This window comes from Cupriavidus sp. H18C1, assembly GCF_049311595.1.
GTDB lineage: Bacteria > Pseudomonadota > Gammaproteobacteria > Burkholderiales > Burkholderiaceae > Cupriavidus > Cupriavidus cauae.
In genome coordinates, this window is sequence record NZ_CP186008.1 from 2,984,066 (window position 1) to 3,004,836 (window position 20,771).

General features: G+C 69.9%; 11 protein-coding genes and 3 pseudogenes. 8 read left to right on the forward strand and 6 right to left on the reverse strand.

All coding sequences use genetic code 11. From position 1 onward, the window contains the following. Positions 1-3,886: 3,886 nt before the first annotated feature. Both OJJOAM_RS13840 and OJJOAM_RS13845 read right to left on the reverse strand, forming a co-directional pair. Positions 3,887-4,621, reverse strand: a pseudogene (locus tag OJJOAM_RS13840) (slipin family protein); the annotation flags it as partial. Continuing rightward, entirely contained in the window at positions 4,618-6,141 is a 1,524-nt protein-coding gene (locus OJJOAM_RS13845) for an NfeD family protein (protein WP_422648283.1), read from the reverse strand. The pseudogene OJJOAM_RS13840 and the gene OJJOAM_RS13845, both read right to left, overlap by 4 nt. Positions 6,142-6,507: 366 nt before the next feature. On the opposite strand from OJJOAM_RS13845, the gene OJJOAM_RS13850 reads away from it, so the two are divergent. The 6 genes and pseudogenes from OJJOAM_RS13850 (at position 6,508) to OJJOAM_RS13875 (ending at position 11,172) form a co-directional block, all read left to right on the forward strand. Then, positions 6,508-7,728: a YbfB/YjiJ family MFS transporter gene (locus tag OJJOAM_RS13850; RefSeq protein WP_422649598.1), complete on the forward strand. Its 1,221-nt coding sequence runs from the start codon at positions 6,508-6,510 to the stop codon at positions 7,726-7,728. Positions 7,729-7,969: 241 nt separating this feature from the next. After that, a pseudogene (locus tag OJJOAM_RS13855) lies at positions 7,970-8,766 on the forward strand (class II aldolase/adducin family protein). Positions 8,767-8,860: 94 nt separating this feature from the next. Further along, positions 8,861-9,049 carry a 4-oxalocrotonate tautomerase gene (locus OJJOAM_RS13860; protein WP_150084926.1) on the forward strand — a complete coding sequence of 63 codons (189 nt, stop codon included), beginning with the start codon at positions 8,861-8,863 and terminating at the stop codon, positions 9,047-9,049. Positions 9,050-9,143: 94 nt separating this feature from the next. Then, positions 9,144-10,175, forward strand: coding sequence for a threonine aldolase family protein (locus OJJOAM_RS13865; protein ID WP_422648284.1), 1,032 nt, complete (start codon positions 9,144-9,146; stop codon positions 10,173-10,175). Positions 10,176-10,301: 126 nt separating this feature from the next. Beyond that, a complete protein-coding gene (locus OJJOAM_RS13870) occupies positions 10,302-10,889 on the forward strand; it encodes an NUDIX domain-containing protein (RefSeq protein WP_422648285.1) in 588 nt (195 codons plus the stop codon). A 55-nt stretch (positions 10,890-10,944) separates the two neighbouring features. Next, positions 10,945-11,172, forward strand: coding sequence for a sulfurtransferase TusA family protein (locus tag OJJOAM_RS13875; RefSeq protein ID WP_006578930.1), 228 nt, complete (start codon positions 10,945-10,947; stop codon positions 11,170-11,172). Between the two features lie 168 nt (positions 11,173-11,340). Here OJJOAM_RS13875 and galU read toward each other — a convergent pair whose 3' ends face one another. Continuing rightward, the gene (galU, locus tag OJJOAM_RS13880; RefSeq protein ID WP_006578933.1) at positions 11,341-12,210 is read right to left on the reverse strand and encodes a UTP--glucose-1-phosphate uridylyltransferase GalU; all 870 of its coding nucleotides are present in this window, start codon (positions 12,208-12,210) and stop codon (positions 11,341-11,343) included. A gap of 142 nt (positions 12,211-12,352) precedes the next feature. Further along, positions 12,353-15,223: pseudogene (locus OJJOAM_RS13885) on the reverse strand (valine--tRNA ligase). A gap of 563 nt (positions 15,224-15,786) precedes the next feature. Here OJJOAM_RS13885 and OJJOAM_RS13890 point away from each other — a divergent pair. Both OJJOAM_RS13890 and OJJOAM_RS13895 read left to right on the forward strand, forming a co-directional pair. Further along, positions 15,787-16,293, forward strand: a complete 507-nt coding sequence (locus OJJOAM_RS13890; RefSeq protein WP_422648286.1) for a hypothetical protein — start codon at positions 15,787-15,789, stop codon at positions 16,291-16,293. Positions 16,294-16,450: 157 nt separating this feature from the next. Next, complete coding sequence (locus tag OJJOAM_RS13895) at positions 16,451-18,811, forward strand: UvrD-helicase domain-containing protein (RefSeq protein WP_422648287.1); 2,361 nt, start codon at positions 16,451-16,453, stop codon at positions 18,809-18,811. A gap of 15 nt (positions 18,812-18,826) precedes the next feature. Here the strand turns inward: OJJOAM_RS13895 and OJJOAM_RS13900 are convergent, their stop codons facing one another. Together OJJOAM_RS13900 and OJJOAM_RS13905 are read right to left on the reverse strand one after the other, a co-directional pair. Next, on the reverse strand, positions 18,827-19,618 hold the full coding sequence (locus tag OJJOAM_RS13900) for a BPSS1780 family membrane protein (protein ID WP_150084921.1): 792 nt from the start codon (positions 19,616-19,618) through the stop codon (positions 18,827-18,829). A 30-nt stretch (positions 19,619-19,648) separates the two neighbouring features. Beyond that, on the reverse strand, positions 19,649-20,686 hold the full coding sequence (locus tag OJJOAM_RS13905; RefSeq protein WP_422648288.1) for a homoserine kinase: 1,038 nt from the start codon (positions 20,684-20,686) through the stop codon (positions 19,649-19,651). Positions 20,687-20,771: the final 85 nt, after the last annotated feature.

Sequence of the window (20,771 nt, forward strand, 5' to 3'; positions counted from 1 at the left end):
GCTGACGCCCTGCCTCGCGCACGGCGAGTCCACGTTGATGCGGCGCCTGACGGCGGCGATGGCGGTGCTCAACGTGCCGCTGCGCGCGGACGACCCGGCCCGCCTGTGCGCGCGCGAGGATCTGGCGCTGCGCCAGCTGCAGGCCGACATGATCCGGCTCGGCGACGCGCTGGCGCATCCGCCCGGCAGCGGCGTCGATCTGAAGCACGGCTATCGCGGCCCGCTTGCGCATACGCTGACGTCGCTGTCGCTGCTGTTCGGCCACGACGACACGCTGCCACGCGCGGCGCTGGCGCGGCTCGACGCGCTCAAGCGGTTCTCGGCGCCGTTTCTGGCCGACTGGCGCTGGGCCATGGCGGCGGTGCAGACGCTGCGCTATCGGCTGCAGTTGCAGGCGAACCGGCGCAAGGAACGGGTCAATGCGGCATGGAGCCCGTCGGACCGACGCATGCTGCAGGCCGTCCAGGACCGCGTGGTGCGGCCGCTGCGGGCGGCGCTGTCGGCGCTCGCGGGCATCGGTCAACGTCCGCCGTGGCCGGTCGGCGAGGCCGTGTGCGCGCTGCGCCGGCTCGACGACGCCGATCCGGCGCTGCATCCGCTCGTGCCCGGCGCGGCGGCCCGGCCGCTGTCGCTCGAGGCGACCCGAAGCCTGGCCGCCACGCTGGCCGTGCGCCGCGCGCCGGCGGCCGAACTGCGCCGCCACTACGAAGCGGCGATGGCCGGCGTGCCGCGCGAGGAGGCCATGCAGCGCTGGAGCGTCTGGCGCGATGCGCTGAGCGCGGTGGCGGGCAACGAAGGCCGCCTGCGCGCGCTCGGCTTCGTGCCGTGGCCCGACGGCTGGCGGGCGCAATGGGCCGAACGGCAGGCGGCGTTTTGCGCCCGCCTGAACGGCTGGCTGGTCGATGAGGGAAATGCGGCAACGGCGGGCGCGGCGGAGGCAGCGGCGAGGGCAAGCGCGAGGGCGGCATGGGGCGCCGCATGGGATGCGGTGCAGGTGCGGGTCGCGGCGCCGCATCCGATCGGCGTGCGGACGCTCGCGCCCGAGATCGCGCGGCAGTTGTTCGACGAGCAGGGCAATGTCCTGCCGAAGCCCGCCGGTCAAGCGGGCTCGCGCCGCGTGCTGCCGGTCCGCTTCGAGGCCGAAGGGCGCGAGCACGTCTGTTGGGTCAAGTTCGATCCCGAGGCGCCGGGCAGCGAGGCGATATGGCATGCGCTGGACCGCCGCCTGACCGGCGGGCGTGGCATGCCTGCCAGTGTGTCGATGCAGCTGTGCAGCGGCACGCGCATCTTCAATGTGCAGGTCAGCGAAGCGGTCGCGGGCCGCTCGCTGGCGCAGCTGTTGCGCGAGGAGCCGGCCGCGCTGCGCGCGATCGATGCCGCATCGTTTACGCGGGCGCTGCTGCGCGAACTGGTCGGCGGCCCCGGCGACGACAAGGCCGACGACCATGTCGTCGTCGAGCGCGGCTCGCGCCAGGTGCTGAAGCGGATCGACAACGGGCGCGCCGCCCTGGGCGCGATGGGCCTGGCGGCACCGGGGCGGCACGCGTTGCCGGTGCGCAGCCATCTGTTGTGCCTGGACCAGATGATGCAGCCGCTCGATCCTGGGGTGCTCGAGGAGATCGGCCGCCTGCAGCCGGACGCGGTGCTGCGCGGTTGGCTCGAGGACGCTGCCCGCTTGCAGCAGGAACAGGGCGCCTTGTTCGCCGGCACGGAGCGCGGCGGCGGCGCGAACGGCGCCGCGGCGAGCGCCACGTCGCCGCATGCGGGCCTGTTGGGGGCGATTCCCGGCGATGCGCTGCCGGACCTGCGGCAACGCATCGAGACCGTCGTCGGCCTGGCGGCATTGGCCGCGCGCTTGCGCGTTGCGCCCACCGGCATGGCATGGCTGCGCAGCGTCGAGCCGGAGCTGGCGGCGCCGTATCTGGCGGCGTTCGCGCGCTATCCGGTGCGCGCCAGCGAGCCGGGGGCACCGGCCTTGCGTTTCGCCTGCCTCGACGAGGGGCTGGCCCGCCCGGACGCGAGCGGGCGCTATGCCGCCGCCGTAGCCGGCGCCGAAGGCGGCAACCAAGCCGGCGGCCAAGCGGGCGCTCATGCGCGCGCTCAGGCCGGCACGCGGGCCGGCACTCAAGCGGGACCTCAAACGGGCCCTCAAACGGGCCTCCAAACGGGCCTCCAAACGGGCCTCCAAACGGCCCTCCAAACGGCCCTCCAAACGGGCGCCCAGGCAAGCGAACACTTCACGGCGATTCATCCACGTCCGCGCGCGGTGCCGTGGCGGCCCGCCGATGCGCCGCAGATCGCGCCGGGCGGCACCATGTCGGCCACCGGCGCGTTGTCGCGGCTCGCCGGATCGCCGGCGCGCGATCTCGCGGCCATCGTGCTCGGCGTGCTGAGCGGACGCGACGGCGCCGCGCGGACCTTCGCCGCGCTGCCCGCGCGCCAGCGCACCGCGGTGTTCGATGCGATCGGCATGGCGCTGCATGCCGACGCACGCGCCATCGCGGTCGAGGACCAGCGCCGGCTGCTGGCGGCGCTGGCCGGCACGGCGCTGGTCTGCCTGGATCTGAGCCCCTTCGCCGCGGTGCTGACCGACGCGCTGCTCGAAACGCTGTTGCATGGCACCGGCGCGTCGCTGCGGCGGCTCGATCTGAGCGGCTGCGCGCGGCTGTCGCCGCAGGCGCTGCGCCATGTCGAAGCGTATGCGCCCGGGCTTCGTACGCTGATCGTGCGGGCGATGCGGCTGCCGGGCGACTGGATGCCGGGCGAACCGACGCTGGCCGAGCGCGCCGCCGCGCCGCTGGTCGCGCAGCCGGGCCCGCCGCAATCGCCGCTGCTGCTGATGCGTGCGCTGGAAGAACTCGATCTGCGCGACAACGGCGCGCTGCGGACCGTGCGGCTGGAGGCGCCGGCGCTGCGCGTGCTGCGGCTGGACGGCTGCGCGGCGCTGCGCGAATTGCGGCTCGAGGGCGCACGGCAGCTGAGCCGGCTCGACGCGCGCCACTGCAGCGCGTTGCCCGAGCCGGTGCTGCGATCGCTGGCGCGCGACAATCCCGCGCTCGCCGAGGTCCAGCTCGCGGGTTGCGGCCAGCTGCGGCAGGCGGCGCTGTGCGAGGCCCATCCGTGGCTGCTGGCCTGGTCGTGGGACGGCTGGACGGAAGGGGGCATCGCGCGGCTGCGCCAGTCGCTGTCCCGGCCCGACGGCAGCCCCTATCGGCCGGCGCCGCGCTACGTGATCCGGCAGATCAGCGATTGGCTGCGCGAGCGCGAGCGGGCGGTGCAGGCGCTGAACCGGGTCTATCGCGACGCCAGCACGCCGCGCCGCCTGCGCGAGGCCGCCGAGGCGGCGCTGCTGGGCCGCGAGAGCGTGGCGCAGCGGGCAGCGGGCATGGCCACCGCCACGCTGATCGGCAACGCCACCGATTCGCAGCCGGCGCTGGGCATCGGCATGCTGGTGCCGGCGCTGTCGTCGTCCGGCAGCGAGGAGAGCCGCATCGCGGCGGCGGCCGCGCTGGGCGGCCTCATTGCCATTCCGTCGCGGGAGGATGTCGCACGCTGGGCGCAGCGCGATGCGGGGGGTGTCGCGGTAGTGGTGCGGGGCCTGGTGCGCTCGGCGCATTGCGGTCGAGTCATTGCGCCCGACTCAAAGCACCCGACTCAAAGCGCCCGACTCAAAGCGCCCGACTCAAAGCACCCGACTCAAAGCACCCGACTCAAAGCAGCCGACTCAAAGCGCTCAACTCAAAGCGCCCGACGCGATGCACCCGCCTCAATGCGGCGGCTCGTTGCTGTCCGCGGCGCTGGCGGCGGTCCCCATCGTCGCCCCGGTGCCCGCGGCGGCCTCTGCGGCCTCGGTGGCCTGCGCCGCGGCGCCGCGCACATGCGGCCGCAACACCTCCATCATCTCGATCGGCACCGGGAACACGATGGTCGAGCTGCGATCGCCCGCCACCTGCGTCAGCGTCTGCAGGTAGCGCAGTTGCATCGCCTGCGGCTGCCGCGCCAGCATCTGCGCCGCTTCCAGCAGCTTCACCGACGCCTGCAGCTCGCCCTCGGCGTGGATCACCTTGGCGCGCCGCTCGCGTTCGGCTTCGGCCTGGCGCGCAATCGCGCGCACCATCGATTCGTTCAGGTCGACATGCTTGATCTCGACGTTCGACACCTTGATGCCCCACGCGTCGGTCTGCGCGTCCAGCACCTTCTGGATGTCCAGGTTCAGCTTCTCGCGCTCGGACAGCATCTCGTCGAGATCGTGCTTGCCGAGCACCGCGCGCAGCGTGGTCTGCGCCAGTTGGCTGGTGGCCTCGAGGAAGTTGGCCACCTGGATGATCGCGTTCTGCGGATCGACCACGCGGAAATAGACCACCGCGTTGACCTTGACCGAGACGTTGTCGCGCGAGATCACGTCCTGCGCCGGCACGTCCATCACCACGGTGCGCAGGTCGACGCGCACCATCTGCTGGATCACCGGGATCACCAGCACCAGGCCCGGTCCCTTGACGCGCCAGAACCGGCCCAGCATGAACACCACGCCGCGTTCGTATTCGCGCAGCACGCGGAAGGCGGAGAAGATCAGCAGGGCCAGCAGGATGACGAGGGTGCCGGCGCTGAGGCTGAAGATCATGGTCGGTCTCCTTGTGGGGACGTGGGGGACGTGGGGGAAGGCGGCGGCCGCGCGGGGGATTCGTCGGTGGGCAGGCTGTCGGCCGGTTCGACGTCGAGCACGAGCCCCTGGCGGCCCGTCACGCGCACCGCCTGGCCGGTCCGCAGCGGCGCCGCGCTGCGCACGCGCCAGCGTTCGCCCTGCACCTCGGCCCAGCCGTCGTCGATGATGCGGCCGGCATTGCCGACCACGCGGGTGTCGGCGATCACCGCGGGCTGGCGGCGCGCGCGCACGGCGGCCGCGGAGACGCCGAAGCTCAGCGCCGCTGCGGCCAGCGACAGCGTGCCGATCATCCACAGCGGCACGCCGAAGCCCGGGATGTCGGTGTCGATCAGCATCACGGCGCCCAGCGCAAATGCCACGATGCCGCCCAGGCCGAGCGCACCGAAGCTCGGCAGGAAGGCTTCGGCCACCATGCAGCCGATGCCCAGCGCGATCAGCGCCAGGCCGGCGTAGTTGATCGGCAGCATCTGCAGCGCGAAGAGCGCCAGCAGCAGGCAGATCGCGCCGGCCACGCCGGGCAGCACCATGCCGGGCGTCGAGAATTCGAAGATCAGCCCGTAGATGCCGATCATCATCAGGATCAGCGCGACGCCCGGTTCGGTCAGCACGGCGAGCAGCCGATAGCGCCAGTCGGGCTCCAGTTCGATGACGCTGGCCTGCGCGGTGCGCAGCGTGCGCGACGCGCCGGCCGCGACCACGGCGCGCCCGTCCACCGCGCGCAGCAGCGCCGGCACATCGGGCGCGATCAGGTCGACCACGCGCTGCGCCGCCGCCTCGTCGGCCGACAGGCTGACCGCCTCGCGCACCGCGCGCTCGGCCCATTCGGCATTGCGCCCGCGCAGCTGCGCCAGGCCGCGGATATAGGCGGCGGCGTCGTGCAGCTGCTTGCGCTCGAGGGTGTCGAGGCCGTCGTCCTTCCGGTCCGAGGCGGCGCGGCCGGGCGCGCTGGCGGCGCCTTCGGAAGCCGGGCGGCCATCCGCGGCGCGCTCGGTCCGCTCGGCCCGTTCGGCCCGTTCCCTCCGCTCCGGACCGCCGATGCCAAGCCGCACCGGGCTGGCCGCGCCCAGGTTGGTGCCCGGCGCCATCGCGGCCAGGTGGCTCGCGTAGAGGATGTAGGTGCCGGCGCTGGCGGCGCGCGCCCCGCCCGGATAGACGTAGCCGAGCACCGGCACCGGGCTGGCGAGGATGTCCTGGATGATCTGCCGCATCGACGGGTCCAGCCCGCCTGGCGTGTCCATCTCCAGCACGATCAACTGGGCGCCGGCCTGGCGCGCCTGCTCGAAGCCGCGCCGCACGAAGCTGGCGCTGGCCGGGCCGACAGCGCCCTTGAGCGGGATCAGGTAGACCGGCGCGGCGGCTCCCGTCTGCGCACGGGCGCGGTCGGGCGTGCCGCCGGGCTGGGCCAGAGCCAGCGTCATGCCGACGATCAGCAGCAGGACGGCGGCGAGCCGCCGCGCGAAGCTTGCCTGTGCGTTCATGGTCTGCGCTCGTGATAGGGAGGGCCGCCGGCGTGGCGGCGGTCGCGCTTCTGGTCGTGCCGGTGCCGGTGCCGGTGCTCGTGCTCGTGCTCGTGCTCGTGCTCGTGCTGGCCGGACCGCGCCGCCGCGTTGCCGTATTGCCGCGTTGCCGTAATGCCGTGTTGCCGTGTTGCCGTCGTCCCGCGGTGGGCGCCTTGCGGCGCTCATTCCAGTGTAGGCGACACGACACCGCTTGCCCGGGACGGTGGCGTGGTCTTGGCGGCGGCGCCGTCGCGCTTTGCGGGCCGCGGGTACGATAGCGGGATTGCCGACGCGCCAGAACGGAGAATCCGCATCGTGTCAGTCTCGCCCTCCCGCAATCCCGAGCTGGCCCACGGCACGCTCGCCCGCAGCGAAGCCCGCCGTCCCGGCGCCTGGGCCGTCGCGCTCGGCGGCCTGGTCTCGCTGGCCGTCGCCATGGGCATCGGCCGCTTCGCCTTCACGCCCCTGCTGCCGATGATGCTGCACGACGGCAGCGTGACGCTGCATCAGGGCGGGTGGATCGCGACCTGGAACTACATCGGCTATTTCGCCGGCGCGCTGGCCTGCCTGCTGATCCGGCCCGATGCCGCGCGCATGGTGCGCTGGGGGCTGGCGGCCACCGTCGCGCTGACGCTGGCGATGGCGTTGCCGCTCGGCATGCTGTCCTGGTCGCTGTGGCGCGCCGCCGCCGGCGTCGCCAGCGCCTTCGTGCTGGTCTATACCGCGGCATGGTGCATGCAGCGGCTGGCCGAGGCGGGCAAGCCGGCGCTCGGCGGCCTGATTTTCTGCGGACCGGGCATCGGCATCGTCGCCACGGGGGTATCGGCCTTCGGCATGGTCGGCATGGACTGGAGCGCGGCCTGGGGCTGGATCGCGTTCGGCGTGCTGGCGCTGGTGCTGGTGGCGGCGGTATGGCGCATCTTCCAGCCCGACTCGGCGCCCCACGCGGCCACGGCTTCCGCCGCGGCCGCGCCGCCGCGCATGGCGGCGTGGTCGGGCGAAGCCTGGGCGCTGACCGTGGCCTACGGCCTGGCCGGTTTCGGCTACATCATCACCGCGACCTTCCTGCCGGTGATCGCGCGTCAGGCGATGCCGGGCTCGCTGTGGGCGGACCTGTTCTGGCCGCTGTTCGGCGCCGCGGTGGCGCTCGGCGCGCTGACGGCCGTGCGCATCGGCGTGCGGCACGACAACCGCGTGCTGCTGGCGCTGGCCTATGGCATGCAGGCGGCGGGCGTGGCGATCGCGGCGATATGGCCGACGCTGGCCGGTTTCGCGCTGAGCAGCCTGCTGGCGGGGCTGCCGTTCACCGCGCTGGTGCTGTTCGCCATGCACGAGGCGCGCCGGCTCGCCGGCAGCCAGGCGCCGCGGCTGATCGGGCTGATGACGGCGGCGTACGGGCTCGGGCAGATCGTCGGACCGCCGTTCGCCACCGCGCTGGTGGCCCGCACCGGCGGCTTTGCCGCGTCGCTGGTCGGTGCGGCGCTGGCGCTGCTGGCCGGCGCGCTGATCTACCTGTGGCTGCGCCGGGTCGCGCCCCTGCCGTCCGCGGCGGCGCCGCATGCCTGAGCGGGTCGGGCCGGGCAGAGTTCGGCAGGGCTGTCGGGGCAGGGCTGGCGGGGCCGGGTAGAGCCGGCCGGGCAGAGCCGGGCTGACTGCGTTGGGCGGGCTGCGCCGAGCCGGCCGAGCGGCTGAGCAGGGCGGGGCGGCCCGATCCACGCCCCGGCGCGCTTGGGCTACAGTATCGCCTTCGCCGCCATCGGCAACCGGCCCGCGGGCCGGCATCGCCCGACGGCGCAAGGAGCCATCGATGTCCTTCGCCCTGCAACCCGCCCGCGCCACCGGCGCTTCCGCCACCGGTTCGGCCACCGGTTCGGCCACCGGTTCGGAAGCCGAGCGCCGCATGCGCGTCGACCTCGCCGCGGCGTACCGGCTGTGCGCGCTGGCCGGCTGGGACGACCTGATCTACACGCATATCTCGGCCACGGTGCCGGGAGAGCCGGACCACTTCCTGATCAACCCGTTCGGCCATGCCTTCGACGAGATCCGCGCGTCGGACCTGGTCAAGATCAACGGCCGCGGCGAGGTGGTCGGCGACAGCCCCCATCCGGTCAACGTGACCGGGTTTGCGCTGCATGCGGCCGTGCACGCGGCGCGTCCGGACGCGGTCTGTGTGATGCACCTGCACAATACCGCCGGCGTCGCGGTGTCGGCCCAGGCCGACGGACTGCTGCCGCTGTCGCAGCACGCGATGCGCTTTACGGCCGGCTCGCCTATCACGACTACGAGGGCCTGGCCTTCACGCCGGCCGAGGGCGCGCGGCTGACCGCCTCGCTGGGCAGCCATCCCGCCATGCTGCTGCGCAACCACGGCACGCTGACGGTCGGCCGGACCGTGGCCGAGGCCCATGTGCTGATGGCCACGCTGATCAAGGCCTGCGAAATCCAGCTCGGCGCGCTGACCGCCACGCGCGTGGTGCTGCCCTCGGTCGAGGTGGCGACGCGGACCTCGGCCCAGCTCGACGACGGCGGCGCCATCGAGGGCGCGCTGGAATGGCCGTCGCTGCTGCGCAAACTCGATAAAATCGATCCCTCGTATCGCGACTGAGCGCGACGGGTGCCACGCAGCGCGAGCAAGCGCAACGCAGGGCAGCGCCCGCTTGGGTCCTTGCACCATTCATCCATAACAACAGGAGCCATCCATGCCGACTTTCCACGTAGAGATGTTCGAGGGCCGCACCATCGAGCAGAAGCGCAAGTTCGTCGAGGAAGTGACCCGTGTCACCTGCGAAACCCTCGGCTGCTCGGCCGGCGCGGTCGACATCATCATCACCGACGTCAAGCGAGAGAACTGGGCCACCGGCGGCGAGCTGTGGGCCGACAAGAAGTAACGCCCGTCGACATCGTCCTCGCCATCGTTCCTGGTCATCGTTCCTTCTCCGGGCATCCACGAACCGGCGCCTCGCGCCCCTGTACGGAACCGTCATGCAGCATTTCGCCTCGGACAACTACGCCGGCTTCTGCCCGGAATCGCTGAAGTACTTCCTCGAAGCCAACGGCAGCGGGCACGAGCAGGCCTATGGCGACGATTCGTGGACGCAGAAGGTCTGCGATCGCATCCGCGACCTGTTCCAGACCGATTGCGAGGTGTTCTTCGTATTCAACGGCACGGCGGCCAATTCGCTGGCACTGTCGGCGCTGTGCCAGTCGTATCACTCCGTGATCTGTCACGAGCTGGCGCATATCGAGACCGACGAGTGCGGCGGGCCGGAGTTCTTCTCCAACGGCTCGAAGCTGCTGACCGCGCCCGGCGCCAACGGCAAGCTGACGCCCGACGCCGTCGAGGCGCTGGTCACGCGCCGCAACGACATCCACTATCCGAAGCCCAAGGTCGTGTCGCTGACGCAGTCGACCGAGGTCGGCACCGTCTATACGGTCGAGGAAGTGCGCGCGATCTCGGCGATCGCCAAGCGGCGGCAGCTGCGGGTCCATATGGACGGCGCGCGCTTTGCCAACGCGGTCGCGTCGCTCGGCGTGCATCCGTCGGAGATCACCTGGCGCGCGGGCGTCGACGTGCTGTGTTTCGGCGGCACCAAGAACGGCCTGCCGGTCGGCGAGGCGGTGGTGTTCTTCGACCGCAAGCTGGCCGAGGACTTCGCCTATCGCGTCAAGCAGGCCGGGCAGCTGGCCTCGAAGATGCGCTTCATCTCGGCGCCGTGGCTGGGGCTGCTGGAGAACGACGTGTGGCTGGCCAATGCCCGCCATGCCAATGCGATGGCGCAGCTGCTGCACGATCGCATCGCCGCCATTCCTGGCGTGCGCATCATGTTCCCGACGCAGGCCAACGCCGTGTTCGCCGAGCTGCCGCTGCCGGCGATCGAGGCGCTGCGCGCGCGCGGCTGGCGCTTCTATACCTTCATCGGCGCCGGCGGCTGCCGCTTCATGTGCTCGTGGGACCTGCAGCCCGAGACGGTCGAAGCGCTGGCGGCCGACATGCGCGAGGTCTGCGCCGCGTGATTTGCGGCGCGTGACTGCCGGCGCGTGACTGCCGGCGCGTGATTGTCGGCGCGTGATTGTCAGCGTGTCCATGCGGATCGCTGTCTGACCCAAGGCGCGTTGCGCCATCGAACAGGAAAACGAGCCATGCCCTCCTATCGCTACTGTCCCCACTGCGGCACGCCGCTGATGGCGCTGCCGATGTCCGGGCGCGAACGCATGGCCTGCGTGCAGGACGACTGCCAGTTCGTCCAGTGGGACAACCCGCTGCCGGTGCTGGCCGCCGTCGTCGAGTACGAGGGCAAGCTGCTGCTGGCGCGCAATGCCGCGTGGCCGCCGTCGATGTACGCGCTGGTCACCGGCTTCCTGGAGCGCGACGAAACGCCGGAGGCGGGCGTGGCGCGCGAGCTGAAGGAGGAGACCAATCTCGATGCGCAATCGGTGTCGCTGATCGGCGTCTACGAATTCATGCGCAAGAACGAGCTGATCATCGCGTACCACGTGCGCGCGACCGGCACCATCGCGCTGTCGGAGGAGCTGGCCGACTACAAGCTGGTGGCGCCGGAAAAGATGCGGATCTGGAATGCCGGCACCGGCTTCGCGGTGGCCGACTGGCTGGCCGCGCGCGGCTATCCGGTGCGCTTCTTCGACCGCCAGACCGGCGAGGACATTCCCGATCCGCGCCAGGCCGCCGGGGCGGAGGGCGCCGGGGCGACGCTACAATACCGGCCATGAAGCCTCAGGGAAGGCTTGCCGACATCGCCCATACCAGGGAAACAAGGAAGAGACCATGGAGTTCCAGAAGGAAGTGGACGCACGCGGGCTGAACTGCCCGCTGCCGATTTTGCGGACCAAGAAGGCGCTGGCCGATATGGCGAGCGGAGAAGTGCTGAAGGTGCTGGCCACCGACCCGGGCGCGACCCGCGACTTCCAGGCCTTCGCCAAGCAGACCGGCAACGAACTGCTGTCGCACCAGGAGGTCGACAAGGTGTTCGTGTTCTACATGAAGCGCCGGTAAGCGGGCCAGCAGGCCCCCAGTCCGGCGGCCCACCGGTTCGGGCCGCAGACGACAAAGCCGCCCTCGGGCGGCTTTTGTTTTGGAGGCTGGGAGAGGGCGGGCGAGTGCTGGGCGAGGGCGCCCGCCAACGCAGGCGCCCTTGTCCGGACAATCGTCCGCCCAGACGACTCAGATCCGCTCGCGCAGATAGCTGCCGAACTCGTCCCGGACCTCGGGATGCTTCAGCGCGAACTCGACCATCGCCTTCAGATAGCCCAGCTTGCTGCCGCAGTCGTAGCGCACGCCCTGGTAACGGTAGGCCAGCACCTGTTCCTGGCCGAGCAGCGACTGGATCGCATCGGTCAGCTGGAATTCGCCGCCGGCGCCCGGCTTCAGGTTGCGGATATGTTCGAAGATGCGCGGGGTCAGGATATAGCGGCCGACCACGCCCAGGTTCGACGGTGCCACTTCCGGGTCCGGCTTCTCGACGATGCCGGCGACCTTGATCACGCCTTCGTCCCACTCGCGGCCGTCGACCACGCCATAAGATTTACTCTGCTCGGGTGCAATTTCTTCCACACCGAGGATGGAGCAGTTGTAATGGTTGTAGAGGTCGACCATCTGCTTCATCACCGGCGGCTGGCCGTCGAGCAGGTCGTCCGCCAGCATCACGGCGAAGGGCGTGTCGCCGACCAGCTTCTCGGCGCACAGCACCGCATGCCCCAGGCCGAGCGCCTCGGGCTGGCGCACGTAGAAGCATTCCACATGCGACGGCTTGATCGAGCGGACCACCTCGAGCAGCGCCTGCTTGTTCTTGGCCTCCAGCTCGACCTCGAGCTCGTAGGCCTTGTCGAAATGGTCCTCGATCGCACGCTTGGAGCGCCCGGTCACGAAGATCATCTCCGTGATGCCGGCAGCCATCGCCTCTTCAACCGCATACTGGATCAGCGGCTTGTCCACCACGGGCAGCATTTCCTTGGGGCTCGCCTTGGTAGCGGGCAGGAAACGGGTGCCGAGCCCGGCTACCGGGAATACGGCCTTGGTGACGCGGGTTTCCATAAAAGAGGCTCCTTCTCAGTGTTGATGTCGTCAGCCTTGCGTTAAAGCAAGGCGCATGCCCTGGACCGTGCTGCCGGCAGCGATGCCGGCGCGGACACCGACATCGACACCGCCACCGGCGCGAACGCGGCCGGTGGCGACCTCATGCCGGCAGCCTTTGCAACTGGTCCTGCAGCTTGGCCAGCGTCTGCTCGAAATCGGCCAGCCGCTGGTTTTCCCTGTTCGACCACCGCGGCCGGCGCCTTGGCCACGAAACTCTCGTTGGCCAGCTTGCCGCGGGCCTTGGCGATCTCGCCGCCGATGCGCTGGATTTCCTTGCCGAGACGCACGCGTTCGGCGGCGACGTCGATCTCGATCTTCAGCAGCAGGTGGCTGCCGCCGACGATGGCGACCGGCGCACCGGCGCCTTCGGCCATCAGGGTCTGCTCGTCTTCGAAGACGCGAACCTCGGAAAGTTTCGCCAGCGCCTGGATATAGTGCTTCGCCGCGTGCAGGAAGGCGTTGTCGCCGTGCGCGTACAGCGGGATCCGCTGCGCCGGCGAGATGTTCATTTCGCCGCGCAGGTTGCGGCAGGCATCGACCATCGCCTTCAGCTGCGCGACCCAGGCCTCGGCCGTTTCGTCGATCTTCGCGGCGGCGGCGAGCGGGTAGGGCTGCAGCGCGATCGATTCGCTGCCGTCGCCCTTGCCGCGGCCGGCCAGCGGGCCGACCTTCTGCCACAGCTCCTCGGTGATGAACGGGATGATCGGATGCGCGAGCCGCAGCACGGTCTCGAGCACGCGCAGCAGCGTGCGGCGCGTGGCGCGCTGCTGCGCCGGCGTGCCGTTCTGGATCTGCACCTTGGCCAGTTCGAGATACCAGTCGCAGTACTCGTCCCAGACGAACTTGTAGATCGCGTTGGCGATATTGTCGAAGCGGTATTCGCCGAAGCCCTTCTCGACCTCGGCCTCGACCCGCTGCAGCAGCGACACGATCCAGCGGTCCGCCTGCGAGAAGTCGAGGTAGCCGTCGGGGGCCGCAGTCCTGGTTGCACGGCCCCATGCCGCAGTCGTGCCCCTCGGTGTTCATCAGCACGAAGCGGGTCGCGTTCCACAGCTTGTTGCAGAAGTTGCGGTAGCCCTCGCAGCGGCCGGTGTCGAAGTTGATGTTGCGGCCGAGCGTGGCCAGCGAGGCGAAGGTGAAGCGCAGCGCGTCGGCGCCGAAGGCCGGAATGCCGTTGGGGAATTCCTTCTTCGTCTTGGCTTCGATTTTCGGCGCATCCTTGGGCCGGCGCAGGCCGGTGGTGCGCTTCTTCAGCAGTTCGGGCAGCTCGATGCCGTCGATCAGGTCGACCGGATCGAGCGTGTTGCCCTCGGACTTGCTCATCTTCTTGCCTTCGAAGTCGCGCACCAGGCCGTGCACGTACACGTCCTTGAACGGGACCTGGCCGGTGAAGTGCTTGGTCATCATGACCATGCGCGCGACCCAGAAGAAGATGATGTCGTAGCCGGTGACCAGCACCGACGACGGCAGGAAATGCTGCAGTTCGGGCGTCTGCTCGGGCCAGCCCAGCGAGGAAAACGGCACCAGCGCCGACGAGAACCAGGTGTCCAGCACGTCCTCGTCGCGGCGCAGCGGCCCGGCAAAGCCGGCGGCCTGCGCCTGCGCACGCGCTTCCTCTTCGGTGCGCGCGACGTAGCAGTTGCCGGCCTCGTCGTACCAGGCCGGGATCTGGTGGCCCCACCACAGCTGGCGTGAGATGCACCAGTCCTGGATATTGGCCAGCCACTGGTTGTAGGTGCTGACCCAGTTCTCGGGAATCAGGCGGATCTCGCCGCTCTGCACGGCGTCGAGCGCGACCTCGGCGATCGAGCGGCCGGGGTAGAAGGTGCCTTCCGGCGCCGGCTTGCTCATCGCGACGAACCACTGGTCGGTCAGCATCGGCTCGATCACGCTGCCGGTGCGCTCGCTCTTCGGCGTCATCAGCTTGTGCTTCCTGACCTCGACCAGCAGGCCCTGCGCGTCGAGGTCGGCGACGATGCGGCGGCGCGCCTCGAAGCGGTCCAGGCCGACGTATTGCGCGGGCGCGCCATCGGCAATCTTCGCATCCAGCGTCAGCACCGACAGCTGCGGCAGGTTGTGGCGCTGGCCCACCGCATAGTCGTTGAAGTCATGGCCCGGCGTGACCTTGACCACGCCGGTGCCGAATTCGCGGTCGACGTAGTCGTCGGCGATCACCGGGATCTCGCGATCGGTCAGCGGCAGCTTCGCCATCTTGCCGATCAGGTGCGCGTAGCGCTCGTCCTCGGGATGGACCATCAGCGCAACGTCGCCCAGCATCGTTTCCGGACGGGTGGTCGCCACCGTCAGATGCGTCAGCCCGGTGCGCGCATCCGGCTCGACCAGCGGATAGCGGATATGCCAGAGCGAGCCTTCTTCCTCGACGCTCTCGACTTCCAGATCGGACACGGCGGTGCCCAGCACCGGGTCCCAGTTGACCAGCCGCTTGCCCCGGTAGATCAGCCCCTGCTCGTGCAGGCGCACGAACACCTCGGTGACCACGCGCGACATCTTCGGGTCCATCGTGAAATATTCGCGGCTCCAGTCGATCGACGCGCCCATGCGCCGCACCTGCCGCGTGATGGTCGAACCCGATTCCTCCTTCCAGGCCCAGACCTTCTGCACGAAGGCCTCGCGACCGAGGTCGTGGCGCGAGACGCCCTGCGCGTCGAGCTGGCGCTCGACCACGATCTGCGTGGCGATGCCGGCATGGTCGGTGCCGGGGACCCACAGCGTGTTGGCGCCCCGCATGCGTGCGTGCCGCGCCAGGCCGTCCATGATGGTCTGGTTGAAGGCGTGTCCCATGTGCAGCGTGCCGGTGACGTTGGGCGGCGGCAGCTGGATGGCGAAATCGGGCCGGTCCGGGTCGAGGGGTGGGCTTGGCGATGCCCCGTTTTTCCCACTCGGGGCCCCATTTGGCCTCGATGGCGGCGGGTTCGAAGCTCTTGGCTAGGGACTGGTCTTGGGCGGTCATGCTTGGGATGTCGATCGATGCGTGGAGGCCGGCGAGCCGGTGCGGCTCTCGCGGTCTGGTGCGCGCCTGGCGGGCGCGGCCAAAGGGAGACAAGCCCTAAATTATAGGGGGAGCCCGCTCGGTGACGCCCAAAATGCCCATGCGGGGCGCGCCTGCCAGCCACGCGCCGCCTCACATCCACCGCAGGACGAACCGCAGTATCGCCGCTTCGCGGCCGCCGATGCGTTCGCTAGAGCACGGTCGCGGCACGCGGCGGGGCCTATCGTCTGCGTTGGGGGCTCGGGCAGGGGACGCCGCATGGCGGTCCGGGCGGGTTGCCGGGGCGTGGGCGGGCCCGGCGGTGCAGTCGGCCGACGGCCGGGTCATGGACATGAACCAGAACGAGAACGAACACAATCAGGGAGGCGCCGCCGGCCACAGCCTGGCGCCGCTGCTGCTGCGCCTGCGCCGGGCCCCGGTGCGGGCGCGCGGCCGGGTCACCTTCGAACGGATTCTCGATACCACCGCGTCGCTGCTCGACGAGGTCGGGGTAGAACGAATCACCACCAACCTGATCGCCAGCCGTGCGGGGGATCAATATCGCCACGCTGTACAAGTACTTTCCGAACAAGCTGTCGGTCATCAATGCGCTGTTCGAGCACCAGATGCGCCAGCGCGCGGCCGATTCGCTGGCGGTGCTGCCCTCGACCGGGGCGGTGGCGGACTGGCGCGCGGTGGTCGACGCGGTGTTCGACCAGGTCCGTACCGCGCGCAGCCGCCAGCCGGGCAGCATCGCGCTGCGCCGGGCGATGCAGTCGTCGCCGGAGCTGCGCCGCATCCACGATGCCACCAGCCGCGAGGTCGCCGAGCTGCTGGCGCGCTGGCTGATGCAGCACCAGCAGGTGGCCGAGGACGATGCCCGCCTGACCGCGCGCTGCGCGATCGAGGTGCTGACCGCGCTGATGGACCTGGCCGAGGGCGAGGACGAGGCCGTGCGCGAGCGCATCCATGGCGAGGCGCGGCGCCTGCTGAAGGCCTGCCTGGCGCCGTGCTTCGGGCCGCAGGCGCTGGACGACGCGGCGGGGCCGTAGGGCGAGGAGGCCGGGCGAGGCCGAGGTCAGGCCGAGGGCAGGCGAGATGAGGCGGGGGGAAGGCAGGGGGAAGGCAGGGAGGCTCGGGGAGGCCGCCGGGTGGGGGCCGCGGAGGGGCGCGCCGTTATAATGGCCCGATTCCTCAAGGCCCCTCCCGATGTCCGACCTGCTTGCCAATCTGAACGCCGAACAACTTGCCGCCGTCACGCTGCCGGACGAACCGGCGCTGATCTTGGCGGGAGCGGGCAGCGGCAAGACGCGGGTGCTGACCACGCGCATCGCGTGGCTGATCCAGAACGGCCGCGTGTCGCCGGCGGGCATCCTGGCGGTGACCTTCACCAACAAGGCCGCCAAGGAGATGCAGACGCGGCTGTCGTCGATGCTGCCGATCAATACGCGCGGCATGTGGATCGGCACCTTCCACGGCCTGTGCAACCGCATGCTGCGCGCGCATTTCCGCGATGCGGGGCTGCCGCAGACCTTCTCGATCCTCGACAGCCAGGACCAGCTGTCGGCGCTCAAGCGCCTGCTGAAGTCGCTGAACGTCGACGACGAGAAATATCCGGCCAAGAACCTGCAGTACTTCATCAACAGCGCGAAGGAGCAGGGCCTGCGCGCGGCCGATGTCGAGGCCAACGACGACTTCAACCGCCGCTTCGTCGACCTGTATGCCGCCTACGACGAGCAGTGCCAGCGCGAGGGCGTGGTCGATTTCGCCGAGCTGCTGCTGCGCTGCTACGAGCTGCTGCGCTACAACGACGCGATCCGCCAGCACTATCAGCACCGTTTCCGCCATGTGCTGGTCGACGAGTTCCAGGACACCAACGTCCTGCAGTACCAGTGGCTGAAGCTGCTGGCGGGCTTCGGCACCGGCAATGCCGCGGCGGTGTTCGCGGTCGGCGACGACGACCAGAGCATCTACGCGTTCCGGGGCGCCAATGTCGGCAACATGCGCGACTTCGAGCACGAATTCCGCGTGCGCCATCTGATCAAGCTGGAGCAGAACTATCGCTCGCACGGCCATATCCTCGACTCGGCCAATCACCTGATCGCCCACAACGCGCGCCGGCTCGGCAAGAACCTGCGCACCGATGCGGGCCACGGCGAGCCGGTGCGGGTCTACCAGGCCGGCACGGACGGGCAGGAGGCCGGGTGGATCGTCGAGGAGATCCGCGACCAGATCGCCCAGGGCACCAGCCGCGCCGAGATCGCGATCCTGTATCGCAGCAACGCGCAGTCGCGCGTGATCGAGCACGCGCTGTTCTCGTCCGGCATTCCGTACCGCGTCTACGGCGGCCTGCGCTTCTTCGAGCGGGCCGAGGTCAAGCACGCGCTGGCCTATCTGCAGCTGCTGGAGAATCCGCGCAACGACGCCGCCTTCGCCCGCGTGGTCAACTTCCCGACCCGCGGCATCGGCGCGCGCTCGATCGAGTCGCTGCAGGACGCCGCGCGGCAATACAACTGCGCGCTGTCGGAGGCGGTGGCCTACGTCGCTGGCGCGGCCGGCGGCAAGCTGGCGTTGTTCGTGCGGCTGATTGACCAGATGCGCTTCGAGACCCGGCAGATGACGCTGCCGGAGACGGTCGAATACGTGATCAATACCAGCGGGCTGATCACGCATTACCAGGCCGAGAAGGAGGGCCAGGACCGCATCGAGAACCTGCGCGAACTGGTGACGGCGGCGCAGGCCTTCGTGGTCGAGGAGGGCTACGGCCTCGACGCGCCGGCCAATGCGATACCCGTGAGCCGCCGGCAGAGCCTCGATCGGCCGCTGCCGGCCCTGGCCGAGGGCGACCAGGAACAACAGGTGCTGGACCCGGAAGCGCTGCCCGAGGTCATGACGCCGCTGGTCGCCTTCCTGACCCATGCCTCGCTGGAGGCCGGCGACAACCAGGCCCAGGCCGGGCAGGACGCGGTGCAGATGATGACGGTGCACGCGGCCAAGGGCCTCGAATTCAATGTGGTGTTCATCAGCGGGCTGGAGGAAGGGCTGTTCCCGCACGAGAACAGCATGCTCGACGCCGACGGGCTGGAGGAAGAGCGCAGGCTGATGTATGTGGCGATCACGCGGGCGCGCGAGCGGCTGTACCTGTCGTTTGCGCAGAGCCGCGTGCTGCATGGCCAGGTGCGCTACCACATCCGCTCGCGCTTCTTCGACGAGCTTCCCGAGGGCGCGCTGAAGTGGCTGACGCCGCCGGCGCAGAACTACGGCGCGCAGCGGCGCCAGTCATCGGAAAGCGCGTGGGGCCGCGACTGGTACAAGCGGGCCGAGGACGTGCCCTATACCGGCAGCCGCGCGACCGGCGGCATGGACACCGGCAACGGCTACGCCGACCAGAAGCGGCAGGCCGAATCGGGCTGGCGCATCGGCCAGCAGGTGTTCCACAACAAGTTCGGCGAGGGCGTGATCAAGGCGCTCGAAGGCGAGGGCGCGGATGCCCGCGCCAATATCGAGTTCAAGCGCCACGGCGCCAAGTGGCTGGCGCTGTCGGTGGCGAAGCTGGACGCGATCGATTGAGCCTGGTGGGTGGTGTCAGGCTGCCGCGCTGTCCCCGTTCGGCGGCGCGATGTTGAAGCAGCCGCGATAGGTCGCGTAGAACGAGCAGTACAGGATCGCCAGCATCAGCAGCGAATACGGCGTCACCAGGAAGGACAGCACGCCTTCGGCGCCGAAGGCGCTGAAGATCGCCTCCAGGAAGAAGGGCACCGCCACCAGCAGCAGCACGAACAGCATCGCATAGGTGAAGAAGGCTCCGCGGTTGCGCCAGCACGCGGTCCAGCTGAAGAACAGCGCCTTGACCGGCGGCACGTTGTGCCAGGCGGCCAGCAGCGGCGCGAACCAGAACAGCATCGCGATCGGCGTGTACAGCGCCGCTCCGACCAGCAGCGCGTAATACAGCTGGCGGATCGCCTCCGGGGTCGGCGGCTCTTCCTTGAGCAACACCGGCAGCAGCGCCCGCATGTCGACCAGCGTGCCGGCGATCAGGCTGAGCAGGAACACCAGTCCCGCATAGATGGCGCCCAGGATCAGCAGATGGCGCGCGGCCACCTTGCCGTTGCTGCGATATCCCGCCAGCAGCACGGTGGGCATCACCTTGCGGTTCTGGATCACCTCGCGGCACGCGGTCATGATGCCGACCGACAGGCCAGGCGTCACCACCAGCAGCGCGACGATGCCGATCAGCGGAATGAAGATGGCGATCTGCGCGGCGATCAGATAGATGAACAGCAGCATCAGGAAGGTCAGCGGGTTCTTGCGGAACAGCCACAGACCCTGGCGGAACCAGACGTAGCCTTCCTTGGCGGGGACTTCCAGTAGTTGCATGACGAATCGGGTCCGAATCAGGTGCGGCAATCAGGTGCGGCGGTCACGTGAGGCAATCAGGGGGCTGCCATCGGCGGCGCCCATCAGGTCCAGGGGGAGCGCGGTGGCGGCGATGCGCCGGCGCAGGATGCGTTCGAAGTGGGTCGGGTCATGCGGCTCGAGCATGTCGGCCTCGCGCGGCAGATGGTAGTCCCACAGCCGCGAGACCCAGAAGCGCAGCGCGCCGGCCCGCAGCATGTGCTGCCAGTGCGCGGCCTCGATCGCGTCCAGGGGTCTGACCGCATGATAAGCCCGCAGCAGCGCCGTCGCGCGCGGCGCGTCCAGCTCGCCGCTGGCCAGGTCGATGCACCAGTCGTTGACGGTGACGGCCAGGTCGAACAGCCACTTGTCGTCGCCGGCGAAGTAGAAATCGAAGAAGCCGCCCAGCCGCGACTGCCCGTTGCCGGCATCCTCGAACAACACGTTGTCGCGGAACAGGTCGCAATGGCAGGGGCCGCCCGGCAGCGCGGCATAGGCGGCGCCGCCGAAAAACCCGCTCTGGAATGCGAGTTCGTCCTGCAGCAGCGCGCGCTGGCTGTCGTCGAGGAAGGGCAGGATCTCGCCCTCGGTTTCACGCCACCACGCCAGGCTGCGCAGGTTCGGCTGCTGGCGCGGATAGCCGCGGCCGGCCAGGTGCATGCGCGCCAGCATGTCGCCGACCTCGGCGCATTGCTGCGCGTTCGGCGCCAGCTGCGAGCTGCCGGGCAGCCGCGTGACGATGGTGGCTGGCTTGCCCTTGAGCGTACGCAGGATCTCGCCGTCCTTGCCCGGCATCGGCGCGGGCACGCGGATGCCGCGTTCGGCCAGATGCGCCATGAGATGCAGGTAGTACGGCAACTGGTCGAAGCGCAGCCGCTCGAAGATGGTCAGCACGTAGTCGCGCGTCTGGCCGTCCCGCTCCATCGTCACGAAGAAATTGCTGTTCTCGATGCCCGAGGGAATGCCGCGCAGCGCGCGCAGCGTACCGAGGTCGTAGTCGAGCAGCCATTGCGCGATCTCGTCGTGCGAGACCGTGGTGAATACAGCCATACTGTCTTGTCTGGTTGGAACCGGATGTAAAGCCGGATGGCGCCGGCGGGCATGGCCCGCGGCATGCCGTGGCGCCGCGGACAGC